Annotated in this window: 20 protein-coding genes; 11 read left to right on the forward strand and 9 right to left on the reverse strand. The window is 63.6% G+C overall.

Going from position 1 to position 22325, the window contains the following annotated elements; all coding sequences use genetic code 11:
- Window positions 1-192: 192 nt before the first annotated feature.
- The 6 genes from AC07T0_RS03705 to pilG are packed head-to-tail and all read right to left on the reverse strand — an operon-like array spanning window position 193 to window position 10016.
- On the reverse strand, window positions 193-648 hold the full coding sequence (locus AC07T0_RS03705; RefSeq protein WP_494999916.1) for a chemotaxis protein CheW: 456 nt from the start codon (window positions 646-648) through the stop codon (window positions 193-195).
- Window positions 641-6562 carry an Hpt domain-containing protein gene (locus tag AC07T0_RS03710; protein ID WP_494999917.1) on the reverse strand — a complete coding sequence of 1974 codons (5922 nt, stop codon included), beginning with the start codon at window positions 6560-6562 and terminating at the stop codon, window positions 641-643. Before AC07T0_RS03710 ends, AC07T0_RS03705 begins: the two co-directional genes overlap by 8 nt.
- A 10-nt stretch (window positions 6563-6572) precedes the next feature.
- A complete protein-coding gene (locus tag AC07T0_RS03715) occupies window positions 6573-8630 on the reverse strand; it encodes a methyl-accepting chemotaxis protein (RefSeq protein WP_494999918.1) in 2058 nt (685 codons plus the stop codon).
- Between the two features lie 3 nt (window positions 8631-8633).
- Window positions 8634-9185 (reverse strand): chemotaxis protein CheW, encoded by a 552-nt coding sequence (locus AC07T0_RS03720; RefSeq protein WP_494999919.1) that lies wholly within the window; start codon window positions 9183-9185, stop codon window positions 8634-8636.
- Window positions 9186-9197: 12 nt separating this feature from the next.
- Window positions 9198-9563: a twitching motility response regulator PilH gene (gene pilH / locus AC07T0_RS03725; RefSeq protein WP_191489457.1), complete on the reverse strand. Its 366-nt coding sequence runs from the start codon at window positions 9561-9563 to the stop codon at window positions 9198-9200.
- A 45-nt stretch (window positions 9564-9608) separates the two neighbouring features.
- A complete protein-coding gene (gene pilG / locus AC07T0_RS03730) occupies window positions 9609-10016 on the reverse strand; it encodes a twitching motility response regulator PilG (RefSeq protein ID WP_100944626.1) in 408 nt (135 codons plus the stop codon).
- Window positions 10017-10267: 251 nt separating this feature from the next.
- On the opposite strand from pilG, the gene gshB reads away from it, so the two are divergent.
- The 7 genes from gshB (at window position 10268) to AC07T0_RS03765 (ending at window position 16277) form a co-directional block, all read left to right on the forward strand.
- Window positions 10268-11221, forward strand: a complete 954-nt coding sequence (gene gshB, locus AC07T0_RS03735; RefSeq protein WP_494999920.1) for a glutathione synthase — start codon at window positions 10268-10270, stop codon at window positions 11219-11221.
- 77 nt (window positions 11222-11298) lie between these two features.
- On the forward strand, window positions 11299-12198 hold the full coding sequence (locus AC07T0_RS03740; protein ID WP_494999921.1) for an energy transducer TonB: 900 nt from the start codon (window positions 11299-11301) through the stop codon (window positions 12196-12198).
- 210 nt (window positions 12199-12408) lie between these two features.
- Entirely contained in the window at window positions 12409-12978 is a 570-nt protein-coding gene (locus tag AC07T0_RS03745; protein ID WP_494999922.1) for a YqgE/AlgH family protein, read from the forward strand.
- A complete protein-coding gene (gene ruvX, locus AC07T0_RS03750) occupies window positions 12978-13418 on the forward strand; it encodes a Holliday junction resolvase RuvX (protein ID WP_494999923.1) in 441 nt (146 codons plus the stop codon). Before AC07T0_RS03745 ends, ruvX begins: the two co-directional genes overlap by 1 nt.
- A gap of 67 nt (window positions 13419-13485) precedes the next feature.
- Window positions 13486-13992 (forward strand): bifunctional pyr operon transcriptional regulator/uracil phosphoribosyltransferase PyrR, encoded by a 507-nt coding sequence (gene pyrR, locus AC07T0_RS03755; RefSeq protein ID WP_494999924.1) that lies wholly within the window; start codon window positions 13486-13488, stop codon window positions 13990-13992.
- A 12-nt stretch (window positions 13993-14004) separates the two neighbouring features.
- Complete coding sequence (locus tag AC07T0_RS03760) at window positions 14005-15009, forward strand: aspartate carbamoyltransferase catalytic subunit (RefSeq protein WP_494999925.1); 1005 nt, start codon at window positions 14005-14007, stop codon at window positions 15007-15009.
- Complete coding sequence (locus AC07T0_RS03765) at window positions 15006-16277, forward strand: dihydroorotase (RefSeq protein ID WP_494999926.1); 1272 nt, start codon at window positions 15006-15008, stop codon at window positions 16275-16277. The genes AC07T0_RS03760 and AC07T0_RS03765 overlap by 4 nt, the downstream gene beginning before the upstream one ends.
- Before the next feature lie 125 nt (window positions 16278-16402).
- Here AC07T0_RS03765 and AC07T0_RS03770 read toward each other — a convergent pair whose 3' ends face one another.
- Window positions 16403-16822 (reverse strand): TM2 domain-containing protein, encoded by a 420-nt coding sequence (locus AC07T0_RS03770; RefSeq protein WP_191489448.1) that lies wholly within the window; start codon window positions 16820-16822, stop codon window positions 16403-16405.
- A 252-nt stretch (window positions 16823-17074) separates the two neighbouring features.
- Here AC07T0_RS03770 and AC07T0_RS03775 point away from each other — a divergent pair, with 252 nt between their 5' ends.
- Complete coding sequence (locus tag AC07T0_RS03775; RefSeq protein ID WP_494999927.1) at window positions 17075-17728, forward strand: C40 family peptidase; 654 nt, start codon at window positions 17075-17077, stop codon at window positions 17726-17728.
- Between the two features lie 183 nt (window positions 17729-17911).
- On the opposite strand, the gene AC07T0_RS03780 is transcribed toward AC07T0_RS03775, so the two are convergent.
- Entirely contained in the window at window positions 17912-19018 is a 1107-nt protein-coding gene (locus AC07T0_RS03780; protein WP_494999928.1) for a PilT/PilU family type 4a pilus ATPase, read from the reverse strand.
- Between the two features lie 64 nt (window positions 19019-19082).
- Window positions 19083-20117, reverse strand: a complete 1035-nt coding sequence (locus AC07T0_RS03785) for a type IV pilus twitching motility protein PilT (protein ID WP_248806771.1) — start codon at window positions 20115-20117, stop codon at window positions 19083-19085.
- Window positions 20118-20173: 56 nt separating this feature from the next.
- Here AC07T0_RS03785 and AC07T0_RS03790 point away from each other — a divergent pair, with 56 nt between their 5' ends.
- The 3 genes from AC07T0_RS03790 to AC07T0_RS03800 are packed head-to-tail and all read left to right on the forward strand — an operon-like array spanning window position 20174 to window position 22318.
- Window positions 20174-20860, forward strand: a complete 687-nt coding sequence (locus AC07T0_RS03790; protein ID WP_494999929.1) for a YggS family pyridoxal phosphate-dependent enzyme — start codon at window positions 20174-20176, stop codon at window positions 20858-20860.
- A 33-nt stretch (window positions 20861-20893) separates the two neighbouring features.
- Window positions 20894-21712, forward strand: a complete 819-nt coding sequence (gene proC / locus AC07T0_RS03795) for a pyrroline-5-carboxylate reductase (protein ID WP_494999930.1) — start codon at window positions 20894-20896, stop codon at window positions 21710-21712.
- A gap of 18 nt (window positions 21713-21730) precedes the next feature.
- The gene (locus AC07T0_RS03800; protein WP_494999931.1) at window positions 21731-22318 is read left to right on the forward strand and encodes a YggT family protein; all 588 of its coding nucleotides are present in this window, start codon (window positions 21731-21733) and stop codon (window positions 22316-22318) included.
- The last annotated feature ends 7 nt before the right edge of the window (window positions 22319-22325 follow it).

Here is a 22325-nt window from a genome sequence, read left to right on the forward strand (position 1 = left end):
CTACCGCGTTCAAAAGCCGGAATCAGGGGAAGCCCCATGGATCACGCTCACGATTACTACAGAAAGACGACACGACTGGCTCAATAATTCGATAATAGAGCCTGATACCGAGCCCGGTAAATGGCAGCACTCTCGGCCCTATCTTGGTTACCCACGAAGGGCCCGGCGGCCGTTACGCCAGAGTCCGGGTTGTCAGGCCAACCCGGACTCCAACACCAACTGCTCCAACCCCAGCAGGTCCGGTACCTTCGCCACCCACTCACCGACCTGCACCGCGGCCTTCTCGAACCGGCACAGCGGCACATCGACAAAACTCAGCTGGCTATCGAGCTTGTACGAACGCGGAATCCCCTGGATCACCAGCGCGATGAACTTCAATTCCGGCCGCCCGCCGAGGGCATTGAGCACCACGATCCGTGCCCGATCGCCCACCGCCAGCGGACAGCCGCAGGCCGCCTCGAAGCTGATCAGCGGCAATTGCTGATTACGCCAGGTCACCTGCCGCAGGTACCACGGCGGCGCATCACTGGCCGGCTCGCCGCGCTGGTAGTCGATCAACTCCGCCACCGCGACATTGGGCAACAACAGGTAACGGTCCGCCAACGGCAGCATCAAGCCCGTCAGGCTGCTGGTGCTGTGCTCATGCATGAAGCTGGCTCCAATGGGCGATGCTTTCCAGCAACGCCGACTCCTGGTACGGCTTGCCCAGGTATTCGTTGACGCCAATGGCCATGGCCCGGTCGCGATGTTTCTGGCCGGTGCGCGAGGTGATCATGATGATCGGCAGATCCTTGAGCCGCGCATCGTTGCGGATCCGCGTCGCCACTTCGAAACCATCCATGCGCGGCATTTCAATGTCCAACAGCATCAGGTCCGGGGTGTGCTCCTCCAGCAACATCATGGCATCCACCCCATCCTTGGCCGTCAGCACGTTCATGCCGTTGCGCTCCAACAAGCGACTGGTGACCTTGCGCACGGTGACCGAGTCGTCCACCACCATGACCAGGGTCGGACGCAGCGGCGTCGCATCCACGCCGTTGCCACTGGACATGGACGGTACCGGCGGCCGCGCCAAGGCGTTGCGTACATGGGCGATCAAATCGAGAATCAACACCACGCGACCGTCGCCAAGGATAGTCGCCCCCGACAACCCCGGTACCGCGGCGAACTGTGGCCCGAGGTTCTTCACCACGATTTCCCGCGACCCGGCCAGGGCGTCCACTTGCAGCGCCATGCGCTGGTCGTTGCAGTGCACCAGCAACACCGGCAGCGCCAGGTTCTGGCCGAGCAACTTCGGTTTGCCCACGGTTTGCAACAGCTCACCGAGATAACGCAGTTCGTAGGTCTGTCCGGCGTACTCGTAGCGCGGCGGATCCAGTTGGTAATAGCTTTCCAGCTCACCCGGCAGCACCCGCACCAGCCCTTCGACGGTGTTCAACGGCACCGCGTATTGCTCGTCGGCGCACTGCACCATCAACGCACGGTTCACCGAGACGCTGAACGGCAGGCGGATCTGGAAGTGCACGCCCTGCCCCGGGATGGAATCGATGCGCATGCTGCCGCCCAGTTGCCGCACCTCTTCATGGACCACGTCCATGCCCACGCCGCGCCCAGAAATCTGGGTGATTTTTTCCGCCGTGGAAAAGCCCGGCTGGAGGATGAACTGCAACACGTCGCGATCGCTGATCGGCATGTCCGGCTCCAGCAGCCCGCGCTTGATCGCCTTGCGCCGCACCGCTTCGAGCGGCACCCCGGCACCGTCGTCACGAATATCGAAGACAATGTCACCGCCTTCGTGGGACAGGTCCAAAGTGATCAGCCCCTGCTCCGGCTTGCCGGCGGCACGCCGGCCTTCGGCATTTTCCAGCCCGTGGTCGACGGCATTGCGCAACATGTGCTCCAGGGGCGCGACCATGCGCTCCAGCACATTGCGGTCCATCTCGCCCTCGGCATTGCCGACGACGAAATCGACCTCCTTGCCCAACTCCCCCGCCACCTGCCGGACGATGCGCTTGAGACGCGGCACCAGGCGCTCGAACGGCACCATGCGCGTACGCATCAGGCCTTCCTGCAACTGGGTGTTGACCCGCGCCTGTTGCGCCAGCAGGTTTTCCGCATCCTGGTTGCGCCCGGCCAGGGTTTCCTTGATATCCAGCAAGTCGGAGGCGGATTCGAACAAAGCCCGCGACAATTGCTGCAACTGCGAATGCCGGTCCATTTCCAGCGGATCGAACTCTTCATAACCCAGGCGCTCGGCTTCCACCTGCTGGCGGCTGAGGATCCGCCCCTGGGTCTCGGTGTCGAGGCGGCGCAGCTGGTCGCGCATACGCTCGATGGTGGTCTCCATTTCGTTGAGCGCGATCCTGGCATCGTTGACCTGCTGTTCGATACGGCCACGGAAGATCGAGGTTTCGCCCGCCAGGTTGACCAGGTCTTCGAGCACATCCGCCGAGACCTTGACCATATCCTGGGCCGCCCGCTCGGCCTCGGCGACCGTCGGCGCCTCGGGCTTGGGCGCTGCCGGCGCGACAACCGGGGCCAGGGCCGGCAGGTTGACCGGCGACTGTCGGCCAAACGCCTGGATATCCTGGATCAGCGCAGCGGCGGGTAGCACTGGCTGTTCGGCATGCACCGCGTCGAGCATCTGCGCCAACCGATCGTGGCCGGCCTGTAACAAGCCGAATAGCTCGACACTCGGTTGCAGCAGGCCCGCCGACAGCCCTTCGTAGAGAAACTCCAGCTCATGGGCCAGGTCGCCGATCGGCACGATTTCCACCATGCGCGCGCTGCCCTTGAGGGTATGCAGGTCGCGCAACAGGGTTTCCACGTCCTGGCGATTCGCCGGCTCAGCCTGCCAGCGCAGCAAGGCCGCGCCGGAGCTTTCGAGGATGTCGAAGCCTTCTTCGAGGAAGATCTCCAACAACTCCGGGTCGTTGCCGGTAACGGACTCCGGCGCTTCGATGGCTTCGCTGACTTCCGGCGGCGCACTGCTGCCCTGGCGGAACAGGCGCAAGCTCTCGATCAGCGCACTCGGATCGCCCAGGGGCTGATGCCCCTGGAGCTGGTCGAGCAGGACCGCCAGGCGGTCATGGCTTTTCTGCAACAGCAGCGCCAGTTCGGGAGAATGACTGAAGCGCCGGTCCACCAGCCCTTCATAGAGATTTTCCAGCTCGTGGGCCAGATCGCCCACCGGGCCGATCTCGGCCATCCGCGCGCCGCCCTTGAGGGTGTGCAGATCCCGTTGCAGGGACAGCAGCGGCGTGGCGTTGTCCGGCTCGTCGAGCCAGCGCAGCAGGGCCGCGCCGGCACTGTCGAGGATATCCGCAGCCTCTTCGAGGAAGATCACCACGATCTCATCGTCGAGCTCCACTTCATCGAGAGCCTGGCTCGCTTCAGCGGTGGCGGCGCCCAGTTCGGCGATGCTCAGGGCGCGGCTGCCATCGGTCTTGATCAACCCGGTGGCGGATGGGTCGAGAGCCTCGTCGAGCAGCTCGCGCAGCGCCCGGAGCCGTTCCGGCCGCGCCTTGATTTCCTGGCCGGCGGCCAGTTCGTCGAACATATTGATCAACGCTTCATGGGCGTTCTGCGCCTCATGGAAAAACCGCTCGCTGACCGCCAGGCTGCTTTCTTCGACCGCGCCGTACAGGTCGAGCAAGGCTTCGCAGAGTTCGTCCACCGGGTGCAGGTCGGCACTGTGGGCGCCCTGGCCGAGGGTGGTCAGTTCGTCGAGCAACTCGTTGAGTTCCTGCCGCTCGCCGGGGTGCTGTTGCCAGCGCAGCAGCAGGTTTTCCGCGTCCAGCAGGATGTCCATGCCCTGCGCCAGGAAATTATTGATCAGTTGCGGATCACGCTTGGTGCTGCTGGAAACGCTGAGCAGGGACTCCAGCCGGGCCGCGAGCAGCGCCTCGGCACGCCGGATCAGCTCCGGGGCGCCGTCGATGGCCGCCAGCGGATCGTCCGCCAGTTGCTTCAACCCTTGGTGCAACAGGACCTCGGCCTCCAGCAGCAACTCGACCTCATCCAGGTCCAGTGGCAACAGATGGGCCTTGAACTCACGCACCAGGTGATAAAACGGTGCCGCCAGTTCGGCGATCGGCCGCACGCCCGCGACGTAGGCGCTGCCCTTGAGGGTATGCAAGGCCCTTTGCAGTTCGTCGCTGGCGGCCAGTGGCAAATGTTCGGTGGCCTGTTCGAGGAAATGGTTGAGGCTGTCCAGGTGGGTCTCGGCCTCGTTGCGGAAAATCTCCAGCAACTGCCGGTCGATGGACTCATCCGCGGTTTCGCCCTCCTCTCCGCTCCTGGCCTCACCCGAACCCGCCAACTCATGGGCGCGGGCGGCCAACAGGTCGACATCGTCGCGCTGACGCTGGGCCTGTCCGGCAAACTCGCTGACCAGTTCCGGCAACACCCGCAGCACATCGTCGAGCAATTGGTGAACCGGCGCATCGGCCACGACGCTGTGTTCGAGCACGCGGTTGAGCAGGTTCTCCACGGCCCAGGCCAGTTCGCCCAGCACCAGCGCCCGGACCATCCGGCCGCTGCCCTTGAGCGTATGGAAAGCACGGCGCAACTCGGTCAGGGCCGATTTGCTCTCGGTATTCAGCGCCCAGCGCGGCAGGTATTCGCGCAGCACATCGAGCACTTCCGCGCATTCCTCAAGGAAGACTTCACGCAATTCATCGTCCACCGGCGCCTCGTCGTCCGGTGGCGGCAGCAGGCTGCCCGGGACCTGGCGGGCCGGCGGGTTGAGGACGGACACCGGGCTGGCCAGGACATCGGCCAGCGACTGCACCACCCGTGGGTTGTCCAGCGTCTGCAAATCCTGCATCACCAGGGCTTCGTTGGGGCTCAGGACATCCTCGAGCACCGGCACGTCCTGCTCGGCAGGCGTATAGCCGAGGGCGTCAAGGCTTTCCTCGGCCATATCCAGCACCCGCTCACCCGGGGCCTCGTGGTCTTCGCCCAAACGTTCGAGGTAGTACTCGATGCTGGTCAGGGCATCGGCCAGGCGGTCGAGTTGCTGCCAGGACGGCGGCTGCGGGTCGTGCAACAGATGATCGTGGATATAGCGATTACAGGTTTCCAGCAAGCTCGCGGCCCGGCCGAGGGGAATCATCGACAAGGCGCCACGGACCTGGGTCAGCAGCTCGGGCAAGGGCAACAGGCGCTCGCGGTCCCAGTCGGCATCGATGTACTCGATGATCAGGTCCTTGGCCTGTTGCAGGCAGATCCGCGATTCCTTGACCACCAACTGGTGGATCTGGGTCAGATCGGTGGTCGGCAGGCGGCTTTCTTCGCGGCTTTCCGGCTCCACGGTGCCGATCATCCCGGCCAGGGTCGCCTCGACGTAGAGCAAGGCCCCGGCGACGTCCATCAGCACCGCGTCATTCGGCTCGCGCTGGCCCTGGACCAGGCCCAGGACCACCGCTGTCTGGTCGATAATGACCTTGCGCGGCTGGCCGAAGCCGAGCACCGCCAGGGTATCGGCGATCTGCCGCAAGGGCGCCAGCAAGCTCGACAGTTCGTCGGTGTGCTGGCGGTCGCCACGCACGAACAGGTCCAGGCGTTCCTTGACCCGCACCAGTTCCTCGCACAGCGCCGCGACCACCGAACGCATGGCATCGCGGTCCGGACCGGCCAGGCGTGCCCGTTCTTCGTCGACCACCGCCGTGTCGGGCAGGGCTTCATCGAGGCCATAACGTTCTTTCAGGGCGAGCATCTGCGCCGTCGGCTGTTGCGCCTTGGCGATATAGAACAATAGGCTCTTGAGCAATTCTTCCGGGGCCGGCTGGTTGATTCCGATAATGCCCTGCTCCAGCAGGCGCTTGAGTTCCTTGTCGGAATCCTTGAGCAGGCTGCGCAGCGCCGGGCTGTTGGCGATGACCCCGGCGAGCATGCCCTCGACCAGCGCCGAAGCCACTTGCCAGAGCGCGCCCAACGGCGCCGCCAGGCAGAGGCTTTCCAGACGCACGAAAACCTTGGCCATATAGCCGAGGTTAGTCTCATCGTCCTGTTCGCGCAGCAAGCCAACCAGCGCGGTCTGCAGCATTTGCCGCAGCTTGCGCAACAAGGCCGGCAGTTCCGCCGGGGTCAGTTCGGCGAGGGTGGCCTCGTCCAGCGGCGGTACCTCCGGCAGCGTCGGGCTGAACAGGCTGGTTTCCGACAGCAGGCTTTCACCGCGGGCGCTGCGCAGGTCGTTGAGCAGCGGCAGCACCACCAACGGCAGATCACGGCGCGCACTGTGGACCCGATCCAGATACAGAGGCATCTGGCCCAGGGCCTGGCGCAGCAATTTCAACGCTTCCGGCAGATCGACCACCCGCCCTTGTTGCACGGCCAGGGCCAGGGCTTCGGTTTCTTCGGCGAGCAGGGCCGCGCCGTAGAACTCGACCATCTGCAAGCTGCCATGGACCTGGTGAATGCATTCCAGGCACTCGGCGATGTCCTGGGCCGCATGCAGCGGCTCATCGAAGGCATCCAGAGCCTGGCGCGCCTGTTTCAGGGTATCGGCGATTTCGCCCTTGACCCATTCGAGGGCCACATAGTCGTGCTGATCGCTCATGACGACTCCACTAACGGGTTTCACGCGCATCTGGCGCCGCGGGCAGGGTGAAGCCGGAGACCGAGCGCCGCAGTTGGCTGGCCATTTTCGCCAGGTTGCCGATGCTCTCGGCGGTGGCGGTCGAGCCGGACGACGTCTGGCTGGTGATTTGCTGGATCACGTTCATGGTCAACGAGATCTGCCCGGCCGACGAGGTCTGTTGCTGGGCCGCGTTGGAGATGCTCTGGATCAGCGCCGCCAGGGTCTTGGACACGCCTTCGATCTCTTCCAGGGCCACCCCGGCATCCTGCGCCAGCCGCGCGCCGCGCACCACTTCGGTGGTGGTCTGCTCCATGGAGATCACCGCCTCGTTGGTGTCGGTCTGGATCGCCCGCACCAGGGTTTCGATCTGCCGGGTCGCCGCCGACGAACGCTCCGCCAGGCGCTGGACTTCATCGGCCACCACCGCGAAACCGCGCCCGGCATCGCCAGCCATGGAGGCCTGGATTGCCGCGTTGAGGGCGAGGATGTTGGTCTGGTCGGCGATGTCGTCGATCAGGCTGACGATATCGCCGATTTCCTGGGAGGACTCACCGAGGCGTTTGATCCGCTTGGCGGTGTCCTGGATCTGTTCGCGAATGTTGTCCATGCCGTGGATGGTGTTGTGCACCACCTCGTTGCCCTTGTTGGCGATTTCCACCGAGCGCTCGGCCACCGCCGACGACTCGGCGGCGTTGGCCGAGACCTGGTCAATGGACTCGGCCATGTCGCTGATAGCGGTGGACGCTTCGGAAATCTGCTGGGCCTGGTGTTCGGAGGCCTCGGCCAGTTGCATCGCGGTGGCCTGGGTTTCCTGCACGGCGGCGGCAACCTGGCCGGCGGTGAGGTTGATGGTGGCCACCAGATCGCGCAACTGGTCGACGGAATAATTGATGGAGTCGGCAATGGTCCCGGTGAAATCTTCGGTGACCGAGGCGGTGACGGTCAGGTCGCCGTCGGCCAGGTCCTCGATTTCGTCCAGCAGGCGCATGATCGCGTGTTGGTTGCGCTCGTTCTTCTCGGCGGTCTCGTGCAGTTGCCGGTTGGTTTCGCGGACCATCACCAGGCCGATCAGGATGATCGAGGTCAGGGCCAGCAGGCCGAGGACATAACCGCCAATGGTGTCCAGGGAGCGTTCGCCGGCGAGGTTTTCAAAACCATTGGCCAGATGCGAGGCTTCGTCCAGCAGGGTTTGCGACAGGCTGAAGATATTCCCGGCCGATTCGCGGACCTGGAACAACTGCGGCGAGGTTTCGAGGATTTCATCCACCGAGCCGGAGACGAACTCGAACAGCTCGGCGATATCCCCCAGGCGGGCGCGGGCGTCCTTGTCTTCGACCTGGGTGATCTTCAGGGTCGCATTGCCCTGGAGCATGCCGTTGAGGACCTGGCCGAAACGCGCCGCGTCGCGACCGAAGGCATCGGCGGCCTGGGATGAGGTTTCGTCGCCGGCCAGTACCGTGTTCACCGCACCGAGGATCCGCTCGGCAAGCAACGACTGGCGCTGGGCCATGGCCACTTGCGCCGCCGGGGCGCCGCGTTGCAGGAGGATCTCCACGACCTTTTCGTATTCGACCTGCAACTGCGGCACGGTTTCGGCCAGGGTCGCGGCCACCTGGTGCAACGACAGCACGGTCTGTTCGCTGGCGAGGATGGCGTCGGTGTTGCGCAGCAGGTTTTCCCAGTCCTGCTGCACCGCGTGCATTTCCGTGCGCACCACGGGTGGCGCGGCGGGCAGACCGGTGGCCGGGTCGCCTTTCTTCAGGTAACCCCAACGCTGGGCGAAATCGTTGCGCGCATCGCTCAGCAGCTTGAACGCCGCAGCCTTGCCGGAAGCGGCTTCCGTGGCGTTCTTGGCGATACGCTGGGACAGCACCCGCAGCTCGCCGGCATGGCTGATGTATTGCTTGTCGTAGGTGGACTGGGTGTTCAGGTAGGCGAAGTTGGCGAACAGCAGCATGATGAACACGATCAGGGCGATAAACAGCACGATGATCTGCGAACGACTGCGCGAAGCCTCCAACGGTTTGCCGGTTTTAGCGTTTGTCATCGATCAGGCCCCTGCCTGTAAGGCCACATCCAGAAACCCCGGCGCCTGCGCCAGGGCAAACGGGCTGAACACCCACCAACTGCGTTCACGCTCGAAACGGCCCTGGACAAAGGGCGCCACCGCCGCATCCGGCGGCGGGAGCGAAAGCCCCTGCTGCCCACCTTGGGGAAAGTGCTGCAGGCCGGCCACTTCGTCCACCATCAGGCCGGCGAACACGTCTTTATACTCCACCACCAGCACCCGCCGCTGCTTGCGCAACGCGCAAAGCTCATGGCCGAAAAAACCACACAGGTCCATGATCGGCAGCAGGCGCCCGCGCAGGTTGGCCACGCCCTTGACCCAAGGTTTCACCCCTGGCAACAGGGTGTGGCGCGGCTCGTGCAGGACTTCGCCGACTTCGCCCATCGGCGCCACATACCAGTGCTCGCCAAGGCGGAAGCCGATCCCGCTCCAGGTGTCCTGACGGGCCTGCTGCGACGGCAGGTCGGCCGCCAGCAGGCGACAGCGCTGGTCGATTTCCAGCAGCAGCTGAAAGGCGGTCTGCGATGGGCTCATGGGCGCGGGCCGTCAGCCGGCGAGGACGCTGTTCAGGGTCTTGATCAGGGTGTCTTCCTCCACCGGTTTGGTCAGGTAGTCGCGGGCGCCCTGGCGCGTGCCCCAGACCTTGTCGGTTTCCTGATCCTTGGTGGTGATGATGATCACCGGGATATGACTGGTTTCACTGTCCTTGGTCAGTTGCCGGGTGGCCTGGAAGCCATTGAGGCCCGGCATGACGATGTCCATCAACACCGCGTCGGGCTTTTCCTGGCGGGCCAGGGCCACGCCATCGGCACCGTTCTCGGCCTTGAGCACCTCATGACCGTGCTTTTCCAGCATGCCGGTCAGTTTGTACATTTCAGTCGGCGAATCATCGACGATCAGGATACGTGCCATGGTGTTCCCCACTGCTTATAAGACGGGCGGCCAGGCGGCCGACCGTCAATGTGCTTGTTCTACCGCCGCGAACCCCGGCACATGGGCCTTGATCGCGGCCAGCAGTTCTTCCTTGCTGAACGGCTTGGTCAAAAACTGATCAGAACCGACGATACGCCCCTTGGCCTTGTCGAACAGGCCGTCCTTGGAAGACAGCATGATTACCGGCGTGGACTTGAACGCACGGTTGTTCTTGATCAGGGCGCAGGTCTGGTAGCCATCCAGGCGCGGCATCATGATATCGACGAAGATGATACCCGGATGATGATCGGCGATCTTGGCCAGCGCATCGAAGCCGTCGATGGCCGTGATCACTTCGCAACCCACGTGTTTCAACAGCGTCTCGGCGGTTCGGCGAATCGTCTTGGAGTCGTCGATGACCATCACTTTCAAGGCTGTGGAATGCTGTTCCATATCTGCTCTACCATCGCCACAGCGACTCGATTGACTGCATTTAAGCGCTTTTCAGGCGCGAAGCCCTTGATGTGTAAGCGCTTCGAGCGGTATGCGAGCCTTTTTAGCACAGTCTCAAGATGCAATCTATCAACCGCCCCCGACCCCACCGGGACCGGCGGTTTTTCCTTGACCGGGAATCGGTGTAGCGCCACTCTGACGCCACTTTTTCAAGCCATTTCGGCCATCACGGCCCATAGAGGATATAGCCCATGAGCGTTCGTCTCGGGATTGTCATGGACCCCATCGCCAACATTTCCTATAAAAAGGACAGTTCCCTGGCGATGTTGCTGGCCGCCCAGGCGCGCGGCTGGACCCTGTTCTACATGGAACAGCAGGATCTGTACCAGGATGCCGGCGTGGCGCGGGCGCGGATGCGGCCGCTGAAAGTGTTCGCCAACCCCGAGCACTGGTTCGAACTGGAAGCCGAGACCGACACGGCCTTGAGCGACCTGGATGTGATCCTGATGCGTAAGGACCCGCCCTTCGACATGGAGTTCGTCTACTCCACCTACCTGCTGGAACAGGCCGAGCGCGCCGGGGTGCTGGTGGTCAACAAGCCGCAGAGCCTGCGCGATTGCAATGAAAAGCTCTTCGCCACCCAGTTCCCGCAGTGCACGCCGGCGACCCTGGTCAGCCGGCGCGCCGATGTGTTGCGCGAGTTTGCCGCCAAGCATGGCGATGTCATCCTCAAGCCGCTGGACGGCATGGGCGGTACCTCGATCTTCCGCCACCGGGTCGGCGATCCGAACCTGTCGGTGATCCTCGAGACCCTGACCGCCCTGGGCAACCAGCAGATCATGGCCCAGGCCTACCTGCCGGGGATCAAGGACGGCGACAAGCGCATCCTGATGGTCGATGGCGAGCCGGTGCCGTACTGCCTGGCGCGGATCCCCGCGGCCGGCGAAACCCGCGGCAACCTGGCGGCCGGTGGTCGCGGCGAAGCCCGTCCACTGACCGAGCGTGATCGCTGGATCGCCGCCCAGGTCGGCCCGACCTTGCGCGAAAAAGGCCTGCTGTTCGTCGGCCTCGACGTGATCGGTGAGCACCTGACGGAAATCAACGTCACCAGCCCGACCTGCATCCGCGAAATCGACAACGCCTTTGGTACCGATATCGGCGGTCTGCTGATGGATGCCATTGAGCGCAAGCTGCAAGCCCGTTGATGTAGAACAGCCGAGAAAAAACCAACATTGCGTTATCATGCCGGGCTCTTGATACGTGCGATGTTGGTTTCCTGGTCATGACGCTTCCCGCCGATCTGCCTCCCGAACTTTCCCGCGCCGGCGTACGCCCGGCGGATCGGCTCGGCTTCACACTTTTCCTAGCGGCGCTGCTCCACCTGGCACTGCTCCTCGGCGTGGGTTTCACCTTTATCGAACCCAAGCAGATCAGCAAGACCCTGGAAATCACCCTGTCCACCTTCAAGAGCGAGAAGCCGCCGGAAAAGGCCGACTTCCTTGCCCAGGACAACCAGCAGGGCAGCGGTACCCTGGATAAAAAGGCGATTCCCAAGACCACCGAGGTCGCGCCATTCCAGGACAACAGCATCAACCAGGTCACCCCGCCACCGCCGGCCAAGCAGGAAGTGACGGAAGCGGCGCCGAAAGCGGTGGTCACCACGGTGGCGCCGAAGCCGAAGAAAGCCGTGATCAAGCATGAACAGGTCAAGACCGAGGCGGCGCCCCAGGAACAGGCCCCGACATTCGACAGCTCGCAACTGACCAGCGACATCGCCAGCCTCGAAGCGGAACTGGCCAAGGAACAACAGCTGTACGCCAAACGCCCGCGCATTCATCGCTTGAGCGCGGCCTCGACCATGCGCGACAAGGGCGCCTGGTACAAGGATGACTGGCGCAAAAAGGTCGAGCGCATCGGCAACCTCAATTACCCCGAAGAAGCCCGGCGCCAGCAGATCTACGGCAACTTGCGGCTGATGGTCTCGATCAACCGCGACGGCTCGCTGTATGAAGTGCTGGTGCTCGAATCCTCCGGGCAGCCGCTGCTGGACCAGGCGGCGCAACGGATCGTGCGCCTGGCGGCTCCGTTCGCGCCCTTTACCGGCGACCTGTCGGACATCGACCGCCTGGAAATCATCCGTACCTGGCGTTTTGCCCGGGGCGACAAGCTTTCCAGCAATTGACCGCATCCAATTGAATTCCCCTGGCGGGCCTCGAACCTGTGGGAGCGGAGCTTGTCGGATCGCCGCACCGCCGCGAAGCTTTTAGCGATATCAAGGGCGCCTTCGCGGGCAAGCTCCGCTCCCACAGGTTCCGCGCCCGAAGTGCAAGCGTGCCGCATCAAGCGCTTGATCCGCTTGTCAGGTCGGCCGCCCACAGCCACACTAGGGCTCATGAAAAACCTCACCCCGATGTACCTCAAGCATCACTTCCTGATCGCCATGCCGCATATGGCCGACCCGAATTTCGCGCAGACCGTCACTTATATAGTCGAGCACAGCGCGAACGGTGCCATGGGGCTGGTGATCAACCGCCCACAATCGCTGAGCCTGGCCGATATCCTTGAACAGCTGCGTCCGGACATCGAGCCGCCGGCCCTCTGCCAGCATGTGCCGATCTATACCGGCGGCCCGGTGCAGACCGACCGCGGTTTTGTCCTGCACCCCATCGGCAAGACCTACCAGGCCACCGTCGAACTGGAAGGCCTGGCGCTGTCCACCTCCCAGGACGTGCTGTTTGCCATTGCCGACGGCGACGGCCCGTCGCGCAGCCTGATCGCCCTCGGCTACGCCGGTTGGGAAGCCGGGCAGCTGGAAGCGGAACTGGCCGACAACGCCTGGCTGACCTGCCCGTTCTCCGCGGACATCCTCTTCGAAACCGACAGCGACGCACGCCTGGCCGCCGCCGCCGCGCACCTGGGCATCAACCTCAGTTTGCTCACCAGCCAGGCGGGGCACGCCTGATGGCCGCCATCCGCCTGCTGCTGGGTTTCGACTACGGCACCAAACAGATCGGCGTCGCCGTCGGCCAGATGATCACCGGGCAAGCCCGCGAGCTGTGCACCCTGAAAGCGCAGAACGGTATTCCCGACTGGAACCAGGTCGAAGCCCTGATCAAGGAATGGAAACCCGACGCCGTGGTGGTCGGCCTGCCGCTGAACATGGATGGCACGCCCAGCGACATGTGCGTCCGGGCGGAGAAATTCGCCCGCCGGCTCAACGGTCGCTACAACCTGCCGTTCTTCACCCAGGACGAACGCCTGACCACTTTCGAAGCCAAGGGCGAACGCATGGCCCGGGGCGGCCAGAAAGGCACCTATCGCGACAACCCGGTGGACGCCATCGCCGCCAAGCTGCTGCTGCAAAGCTGGATCGAAGAACACCCGACGCCCGCCGAATCCTGAACTGCGGCGGTGCCCGAACGTTTCACCCTCGCCTTGATTCCCCGCAAGGGCCCTTGAAGGAGCAACCATGAGCCTGCCCAATCCCGCCGACCTGATCAGCCAGATGGCCGTCGATCTCAACGCCCACCTGAGCAAACGCGGCATTGTCGAGCCACGTTTCATCGGTATCCGTACCGGCGGCGTGTGGGTGGCCCAGGCGCTGCTCAAGGCCCTCGGCAGCGCATCGCCCCTGGGTACCCTGGATGTGTCCTTCTACCGCGACGATTTCAGCCAGAACGGCCTGCACCCACAGGTGCGCCCGTCCGAACTGCCGTTCGAGATCGAAGGCCAGCACCTGGTGCTGATCGACGACGTGCTGATGAGCGGCCGGACCATCCGCGCCGCCCTCAATGAACTCTTCGACTACGGCCGCCCGGCCAGCGTGACGCTGGTCAGCCTGCTCGACCTCGATGCCGCCGAATTGCCGATCCGCCCCAATGTGGTCGGTGCAACACTGTCGCTGGCTCCCACGGAACGGGTAAAATTGTCCGGCCCCGCGCCGCTCCAACTCGAACTTCAAGACCTCGCCCCTTAAGAGTCCTTTGCGATGACGCCTCTAGACGCCAAGCGCCCGCTGCAGCTCAATGATCAGGGCCAGCTGCGCCACTTCCTGTCGCTCGACGGCCTGCGCCGCGAGTTGTTGACCGAAATCCTCGACACCGCCGACTCCTTCCTCGAAGTCGGCGCCCGGGCCGTGAAAAAAGTCCCGCTGCTGCGCGGCAAGACCGTGTGCAACGTGTTCTTCGAGAACTCGACCCGCACCCGCACCACCTTTGAAATGGCCGCCCAGCGGTTGTCGGCCGACGTGATCACCTTGAACGTGTCCACTTCCTCGGCGAGCAAGGGCGAAACCCTGCTCGACACCCTGCGCAACCTCGAGGCCATGGCCGCTGACATGTTCGTCGTGCGCCACGGCGACTCCGGTGCCGCGCACTTCATTGCCGAGCACGTCTGCCCGCAGGTGGCGATCATCAACGGCGGCGACGGCCGCCACGCGCACCCGACCCAGGGCATGCTCGACATGCTGACTATCCGTCGGCACAAGGGCAGCTTCGAAAACCTCTCGGTGGCCATCGTCGGCGACATCCTGCACTCGCGGGTGGCGCGTTCGAACATGCTCGCGCTCAAGACCCTCGGCTGCCCGGATATCCGCGTGATCGCGCCGAAGACCTTGCTGCCGATCGGCATCGAACAATACGGGGTGAAGGTCTACACCGACCTGGCCGAAGGCCTGAAGGACGTCGATGTGGTGATCATGCTGCGCCTGCAGCGTGAACGCATGACCGGTGGCCTGCTGCCCAGCGAAGGCGAGTTCTACCGCCTGTTCGGCCTGACCACCGCGCGCCTGGCCGGTGCCAAGCCGGATGCCATTGTCATGCACCCGGGCCCGATCAACCGTGGCGTGGAGATCGAATCGGCGGTGGCCGACGGTCCCCATTCAGTCATCCTCAATCAAGTCACCTACGGCATTGCCGTACGCATGGCCGTGCTGTCCATGGCCATGAGCGGGCAGACCGCCCAGCGCCAATTCGACCAGGAGAACGCCCAGTGAAACTCAGCATACTTGGCGCCCGCGTCATCGATCCGAGCAGCGGCCTGGATCAAGTGACCGACCTGCACCTCGAAGCCGGCAAGCTGGTGGGCATCGGCGCGGCCCCGGCGGGTTTCGCCGCCGTTGAAGTGATTGACGCCAAGGGGCTGGTGGCCGCCCCCGGGCTGGTGGACCTGAACGTATCCCTGCGTGAGCCGGGCTACAGTCGCAAGGGCAGTATCGCCAGCGAAACCCGCGCGGCGGCGGCCGGCGGCGTCACCAGCCTGTGCTGCCCGCCCAAGACCAAGCCGGTGCTGGACACCTCGGCGGTGGCCGAACTGATCCTCGACCGCGCCCGCGAAGCCGGCAACACCAAGGTGTTTCCTATCGGCGCCCTGAGCAAGGGCCTGGAGGGCGAGCAACTGGCCGAGCTGGTGGCCTTGCGCGATGCCGGTTGCGTAGCGTTCGGCAACGGCCTGGAGAGTTTCCGCAACAGCCGCACCCTGTGCCGGGCGCTGGAATATGCGGCGACTTTCGACCTGACGGTGATTTTCCACTCCCAGGAGCATGATCTGGCCGACGGTGGCCTGGCCCACGAAGGCCCTACCGCCAGCTTCCTCGGTTTGCCGGGGATTCCGGAAACCGCCGAGACCGTGGCCCTGGCCCGGGACCTGCTGCTGGTGGAGCAGAGCGGCGTGCGTGCGCACTTCAGCCAGCTGACCAGTGCCCGTGGCGTGGCTCTGATCGCCCAGGCCCAGGCCCGTGGCTTGCCAGTGACCGCCGATGTGGCCCTGTACCAGCTGATCCTGACCGACGAAGCGCTGATCGACTTCTCCAGCCTCTATCACGTGCAACCACCGCTGCGCACCCGCGCCGACCGCGACGGTTTGCGCGCGGCGGTGAAGTCCGGGGTGGTGAGCGCCATCTCCAGCCATCACCAGCCCCATGAGCGCGACGCCAAGCTGGCGCCGTTCGGCGAGACCGAGCCGGGCATCAGCAGCGTCGAGCTGTTGCTACCGCTGGCGCTGACCCTGGTGGAGGATGGCCTGCTGGACCTGCCAACCCTGCTCCAGCGCCTGAGCGCCGGTCCTGCCGAGGCCTTGCGCCTGCCAGCGGGCAAGCTGGCGGTGGGCGCGGCGGCGGACCTGGTGCTGTTCGACCCGAGCACCTCGACCGTGGCCGGTGAGCACTGGTTGTCCAAGGGCGAGAACTGCCCGTTCCTCGGCCATGCGTTGCCGGGGAGCGTGCGTTATACGCTGATGGATGGGCGCATCACGCACCAGGCCTGATCCGCCCCCCTGTAGGAGCGAGCTTGCTCGCGATGGACGTCAACGATGACGCGGGGTATCTGATCCCCCGGGGTGTCTGAACCACCATCGCGAGCAAGCTCGCTCCTACAGTGAGGGGGCCGTGTTCAACCCCGCCCGCTGTTCCTCAACGACACTTGGTCATTCAGCGTCCAGAAGTCATACAGCACCCCCAACCCCAACAACCCACCCGTTACCAGATAGAGCAACCCGGTCAGCCATTTGCCCATGTACATCCGATGCACACCGAGCAGCCCCAGGAACGTCAGCAGCAACCAGGCGACGTTATAGTCCAGCGGCCCGGCGGTGAAACGCAGGTCCGCCTCGCGATCCATGCTCGGAATCAGAAACACGTCGATCAACCAACCGATGCCGAACACCCCAAAGGTGAAAAACCAGATCGTCCCAGTGATCGGCTTGCCGTAATAGAAGCGGTGTGAACCGGTAAAACCAAAAATCCACAGCAAATACCCGAGTAAAACGTTGTGGGTATTCACGGGTGTGCCGTCCTGCCGATAGGTGTTCATCAACGCCTTCTCCGAGCCCGATAGATAAATATTTCGTAATTTCGTGTGACTTTTTTACTGTCTCAAAACATGTAACAAACCCTTACCGAAAATCGCTGAAAGCCTTGTGGGGCCTGACTTTCACGTGACCCACGGGTCGGATTCCACAGCCTCTGGCCATTTTAAACCCCTGTATTGATTCGACAAACGGGGCCAGAAGTGACCAAAAAGCTGTTATAAAGTTGCGCGATCACCTATTTAGAGCCTTGCCTAATGCGACCATTTTTCAAGACATGGCTAACCATTTGCCTATTAATGCCACTGGCCGCCCACGCCACCAACCGTGAGCAACGTCTTCCTTCCGTCAACGGTCACACTGCCAAATCACCGGTTTCCGTTGCCCATGCTACCGATCTGACAGCACCTGTCGTCAAGCGCCCTGGCAAGCACAGCAGCCATGGCAAAGCCCATCATAATACCGTCGCGGCGATCAATCCGGCCGCACCGAACGCCAAGCAGAGCAGCGCCGTGCTCAGCCGTGCGGTGAATGTGTTGGGAACGCCGTACCGTTGGGGCGGCAGCAGCCCGAGCAAGGGCTTCGACTGCAGCGGCCTGGTCAAGTATGCCTTCAACGGCGTAGCCGCCAGTGACCTGCCGCGTACCTCCAATGCCATGGCCGCCGGCCACGGGCAGAAAGTCGCGCGCAAGGACCTCAAGCCTGGCGACCTGCTGTTCTTCACCCTCAAGAGCCGCAAGGTCAACCACGTGGCCATCTACCTGGGCAACGACCGGTTTATCCACGCGCCGCGTCGCGGCAAGTCGGTGAGCATCGACACGCTGAAGAAACCCTACTGGGACAGCCATTACGTGATTGCCAAGCGGGTGATCCCGAAAGAGCAGAATCATATGCAGGTTGTGCAGCGCTGATCGGATTGGAGGTGTGCCTGTGAAGCTTTGGGCGCTCTCAAGGGCCTCTTCGCGGGCAAGCTCCGCTCCCACACTAGATTTGAGTCGTGCCTGAGTCTTATGTACGACTGAAAACCTGTGGGAGCGGAGCTTGTCGGACCGCCGCACCGCCGCGAAGAGGCCAGAACAGCCACCACAAGGCTGCTAGGCCGGCCCCAGGCTCAAGCTATCCGCCCCTTCGCCACCCGCCCCCTTCTCCAGCTTGATCATCAGCCGCAAGTCATTGGCTGAGTCGGCGTACGCCAGCGCATCGCGATAGCTGATCGCGCCCTCCCGATACAACGCATACAACGCCTGGTCCAGGGTCTGCATACCCTGTTCGGTCGAACGCTTCATCAACGCCTTGAGCTCCTTGATCTCGCCCTTGCGAATCAGGTCGGCCATCAACGGCGTATTCAGCAACACCTCCACCACCGCGCGCCGCCCCTGGCCATCCTGGGTCGGAATCAACTGCTGGGCGACAATCGCCCGCAGGTTGAGTGACAGCTCCATCCAGATCTGCGGATGCCGGTCCACGGGAAAGAAGTTGATGATCCGCTCCAGCGCCTGGTCGGCATTCGGCGCGTGCAGGGTCGCCAGGCACAGGTGCCCGGTTTCCGCGAAGGACAGGGCGTGGCCCATGGTTTCCCGGGTACGCACTTCGCCGATCATGATCAGGTCCGGGGCCTGGCGCAGGGTGTTTTTCAGTGCCACTTCATAGGAATCGGTGTCGATCCCCACTTCGCGCTGGGTAATGATGCAGTTCTGGTGTTCGTGGACAAATTCGATGGGATCTTCGACCGTGACAATATGGCCGCTGCCCTGTTGATTGCGGTGGCCGATCATCGCCGCCAGGGTGGTCGACTTACCGGTCCCGGTCGCCCCGACCAGCATCACCAGCCCACGTTTGAGCAGCGCCAATTGCTCGATGGCCGGCGGTAGTTTCAGCGTTGCCAACTCGGGAATCCGCGTTTCGATGCGCCGCAACACCATGCCCGGTTGGCTGCGCTGGTAAAAGGCACTGACGCGGAAACGCCCCACGCCCTTGGGATGGATGGCGAAATTGCATTCGTGCAGGTGGGTGAAGTCGAGCTTCTGACGCTCGGTCATCAGCCCGAACACCGCGTCCTGGGTCTGCTCCTGGGTCAGCGGGGCGCGGGTCACCGGCAGGATCTGCCCATTGACCTTCAACGACGGCGGCAGGCCCGGGGTGATAAACAGGTCGGAAGCGCCCTTCTCGACCATCAGGCGCAGCAGTTTCTCGAACTCCATGAGCTTCTCCGCGTCGAATCAGGCACACACGTGTGTGACAGCGTAGAAGCTCGTGGGGTTTACGTCAGAAGTTGTCCGGGATCTTGGCCTTCTCCCGGGCGTTGTCACGGGTGATCAGGCCCTTGCTCAGCAGGTCCTTGAGGCACATGTCCAGGGTCTGCATGCCCAGCGAACCGCCGGTCTGGATCGAGGAATACATCTGCGCCACTTTGTCCTCGCGGATCAGGTTACGGATCGCCGGGGTACCGAGCATGATCTCGTGGGCGGCGATCCGCCCGCCGCCAACCTTCTTCAACAGGCTCTGGGAAACCACCGCCTGCAGGGATTCGGAGAGCATCGAGCGGACCATGGACTTCTCTTGTGCCGGAAACACGTCGACCACCCGGTCGATGGTCTTGGCCGCCGAGGTGGTGTGCAGCGTGCCGAACACCAGGTGACCGGTTTCCGCAGCGGTCAGCGCCAGGCGGATGGTTTCCAGGTCGCGCATCTCGCCTACCAGAATCACATCCGGGTCCTCACGCAGGGCCGAACGCAGGGCCGCGGCGAAACTCTGGGTGTCGCGATGCACTTCACGCTGGTTGACCAGGCACTTCTTCGATTCGTGGACGAACTCGATCGGGTCCTCGATGGTCAGGATATGGTGATGCTTGTTGTTGTTCAGGTGATCGATCATCGCCGCCAGGGTGGTCGACTTGCCCGAACCGGTCGGCCCGGTCACCAGCACCAGCCCGCGCGGCACCTCGGTGATCTTGCGGAACACCTCGCCCATGCCCAGGTCGCTCATGGTCAGGACTTTCGAGGGAATGGTGCGGAACACCGCGCCCGAACCCCGGTTGTGGTTGAAGGCGTTGACCCGGAAGCGCGCCACACCCGGCACCTCGAAGGAGAAGTCGGTCTCCAGGAACTCCTCGTAGTCCTTGCGCTGACGGTCGTTCATGATGTCGTAGATCAGGTCGTGGACCTGCTTGTGGTCCAGCGCCGGCAGGTTGATCCGCCGGACATCGCCGTCGACCCGGATCATCGGCGGCAGGCCCGCCGAGAGGTGCAAGTCCGACGCGCCCTGTTTGGCGCTAAAGGCCAGCAGCTCGGTGATATCCATGAGACTCCCCAATACAGGTAGAATGCCGCAGACTTTTGACCTGCTGGCGAATTTGAATGACCACGATAGCAGACAACATCACCGCCGTTGCAGCCCGCATCGCTGCCGCCGCACAGGCCGCTGGCCGTGACGGTGCCAGCATCGGCCTGCTCGCCGTGAGCAAGACCAAGCCCGCCGCCGCCGTGCGCGAAGCCCATGCCGCCGGCCTGCGGGACTTCGGCGAGAATTACCTGCAGGAAGCCCTGGGCAAACAGGCGGAATTGACCGACCTGCCCTTGTGCTGGCACTTCATCGGCCCCATTCAATCGAACAAGACTCGCGCCATTGCCGAGCATTTCGACTGGGTGCACTCCGTGGATCGCCTGAAAATCGCACAACGCCTGTCCGAACAACGCCCGGCCAACCTGGCGCCGTTGAATATCTGCATCCAGGTCAACGTCAGTGGCGAGGCCAGCAAGTCCGGCTGCACCCCGGCCGACCTGCCGGCACTCGCCGCAGCCATCAGCGCCTTGCCGAACCTGACCCTGCGCGGACTGATGGCGATCCCCGAACCGACCGAAGAGCGTGCCGAACAAGACGCCGCGTTCGCCACCGTGCGGACTTTGCAAGACAGCCTCCACCTGCCGCTCGACACACTTTCCATGGGCATGAGCCACGATCTCGAGTCGGCCATTGCCCAAGGCGCCACCTGGGTGCGGATCGGTACCGCGCTGTTTGGCGCCCGCGATTATGGCCAGGCCTGAAATGGCCTCACACACTCGTCTTAAGGATCCGTCATGAGCAAGAATCGCATCACTTTTATCGGCGCCGGCAACATGGCCGCCAGCCTGATCGGCGGCCTGCGGGCCGAGGGCCTGGACGCCGCACTGATTCGCGCCAGCGATCCCGGCGCCGAGACCCGCGCGCGGGTCCAGGCCGAACACGGTATCGAAGTGTTCGCCGACAACGCCGAGGCCATCCTCGGGGCTGACGTGGTGGTGCTGGCAGTCAAGCCGCAGGCCATGAAAGCCGTGTGCGAAGCCTTGCGCCCCAGCCTGAAAGCCCATCAACTGGTCGTGTCGATTGCCGCCGGGATCACCTGCGCCAGCATGAACCGCTGGCTGGGCGAGCAGCCGATCGTACGCTGCATGCCGAACACCCCGGCGCTGCTGCGCCAGGGCGTCAGCGGCCTGTTCGCCACCGCGCAGGTCTCCGCCGAACAGCGCCAACAGGCGTACACCCTGCTGTCGGCGGTGGGCAGCGCCTTCTGGCTGGACGAAGAGCGGCAACTGGACGCGGTCACCGCGGTGTCCGGCAGCGGCCCGGCGTATTTCTTCCTGCTGATCGAAGCCATGACCGCCGCCGGCGAAAAGCTCGGCCTGCCGCGTGATGTCGCCCGCCAGCTCACCCTGCGGACCGCCCTGGGCGCCGCCCATATGGCCGTCTCCAGCGACGTCGAGGCCGCCGAGCTGCGCCGTCGCGTGACGTCGCCTGCCGGCACCACCGAAGCCGCGATCAAGGCCTTCCAGGCCGGAGGCTTCGAAGCCCTGGTAGAACAGGCGCTCGGCGCCGCCGCCCATCGTTCGGCCGAAATGGCCGAGCAACTCGGTCAGTAATCCTCGAGGGAACACTTAATGTTTGCATTCAATAGCGCTGCCATTTTTGTCATTCAAACCCTGGGCAGCCTTTACCTGTTGGTGATTCTGCTGCGTTTCATCCTGCAACTGGTCCGAGCCAATTTCTACAACCCGCTCTGCCAGTTCACCGTCAAGGCCACCCAACCGCTGCTCAAGCCGCTGCGGCGGATCATTCCGAGCATGTTCGGCCTGGACATGTCCTCGCTGGTGCTGGCGATTGCCGTGCAGATGCTGCTGATGGCGGTGATCCTGCTGCTGAGCAGATCGAGCTACAACATCGTCTCCCTGCCGATCTGGGCGGTCATCGGCATCACCTCGCTGTTCCTCAAGGTGTTCTTCTTCGCCATGATCATCAGCGTGATCCTCTCCTGGGTCGCTCCCGGCAGCCATAGTCCGGCCGCCGAGTTGGTGTTCCAGATCAGCGAACCGGCCCTGGCGCCGTTCCGCAAGATCGTACCGAACCTGGGTGGCCTGGATATCTCGCCGATCCTGGCGTTCCTGGTGATCCAGTTGATCCAGAGCTACGTGATTCCACCGCTGGCCTTCATGAGCGAGATGCCGGACGTGCTGTTCCGGTTGATCTGATCAGCGG

The sequence above is a fragment of the Pseudomonas sp. GW821-FHT04D07 genome (genome assembly GCF_059420225.1).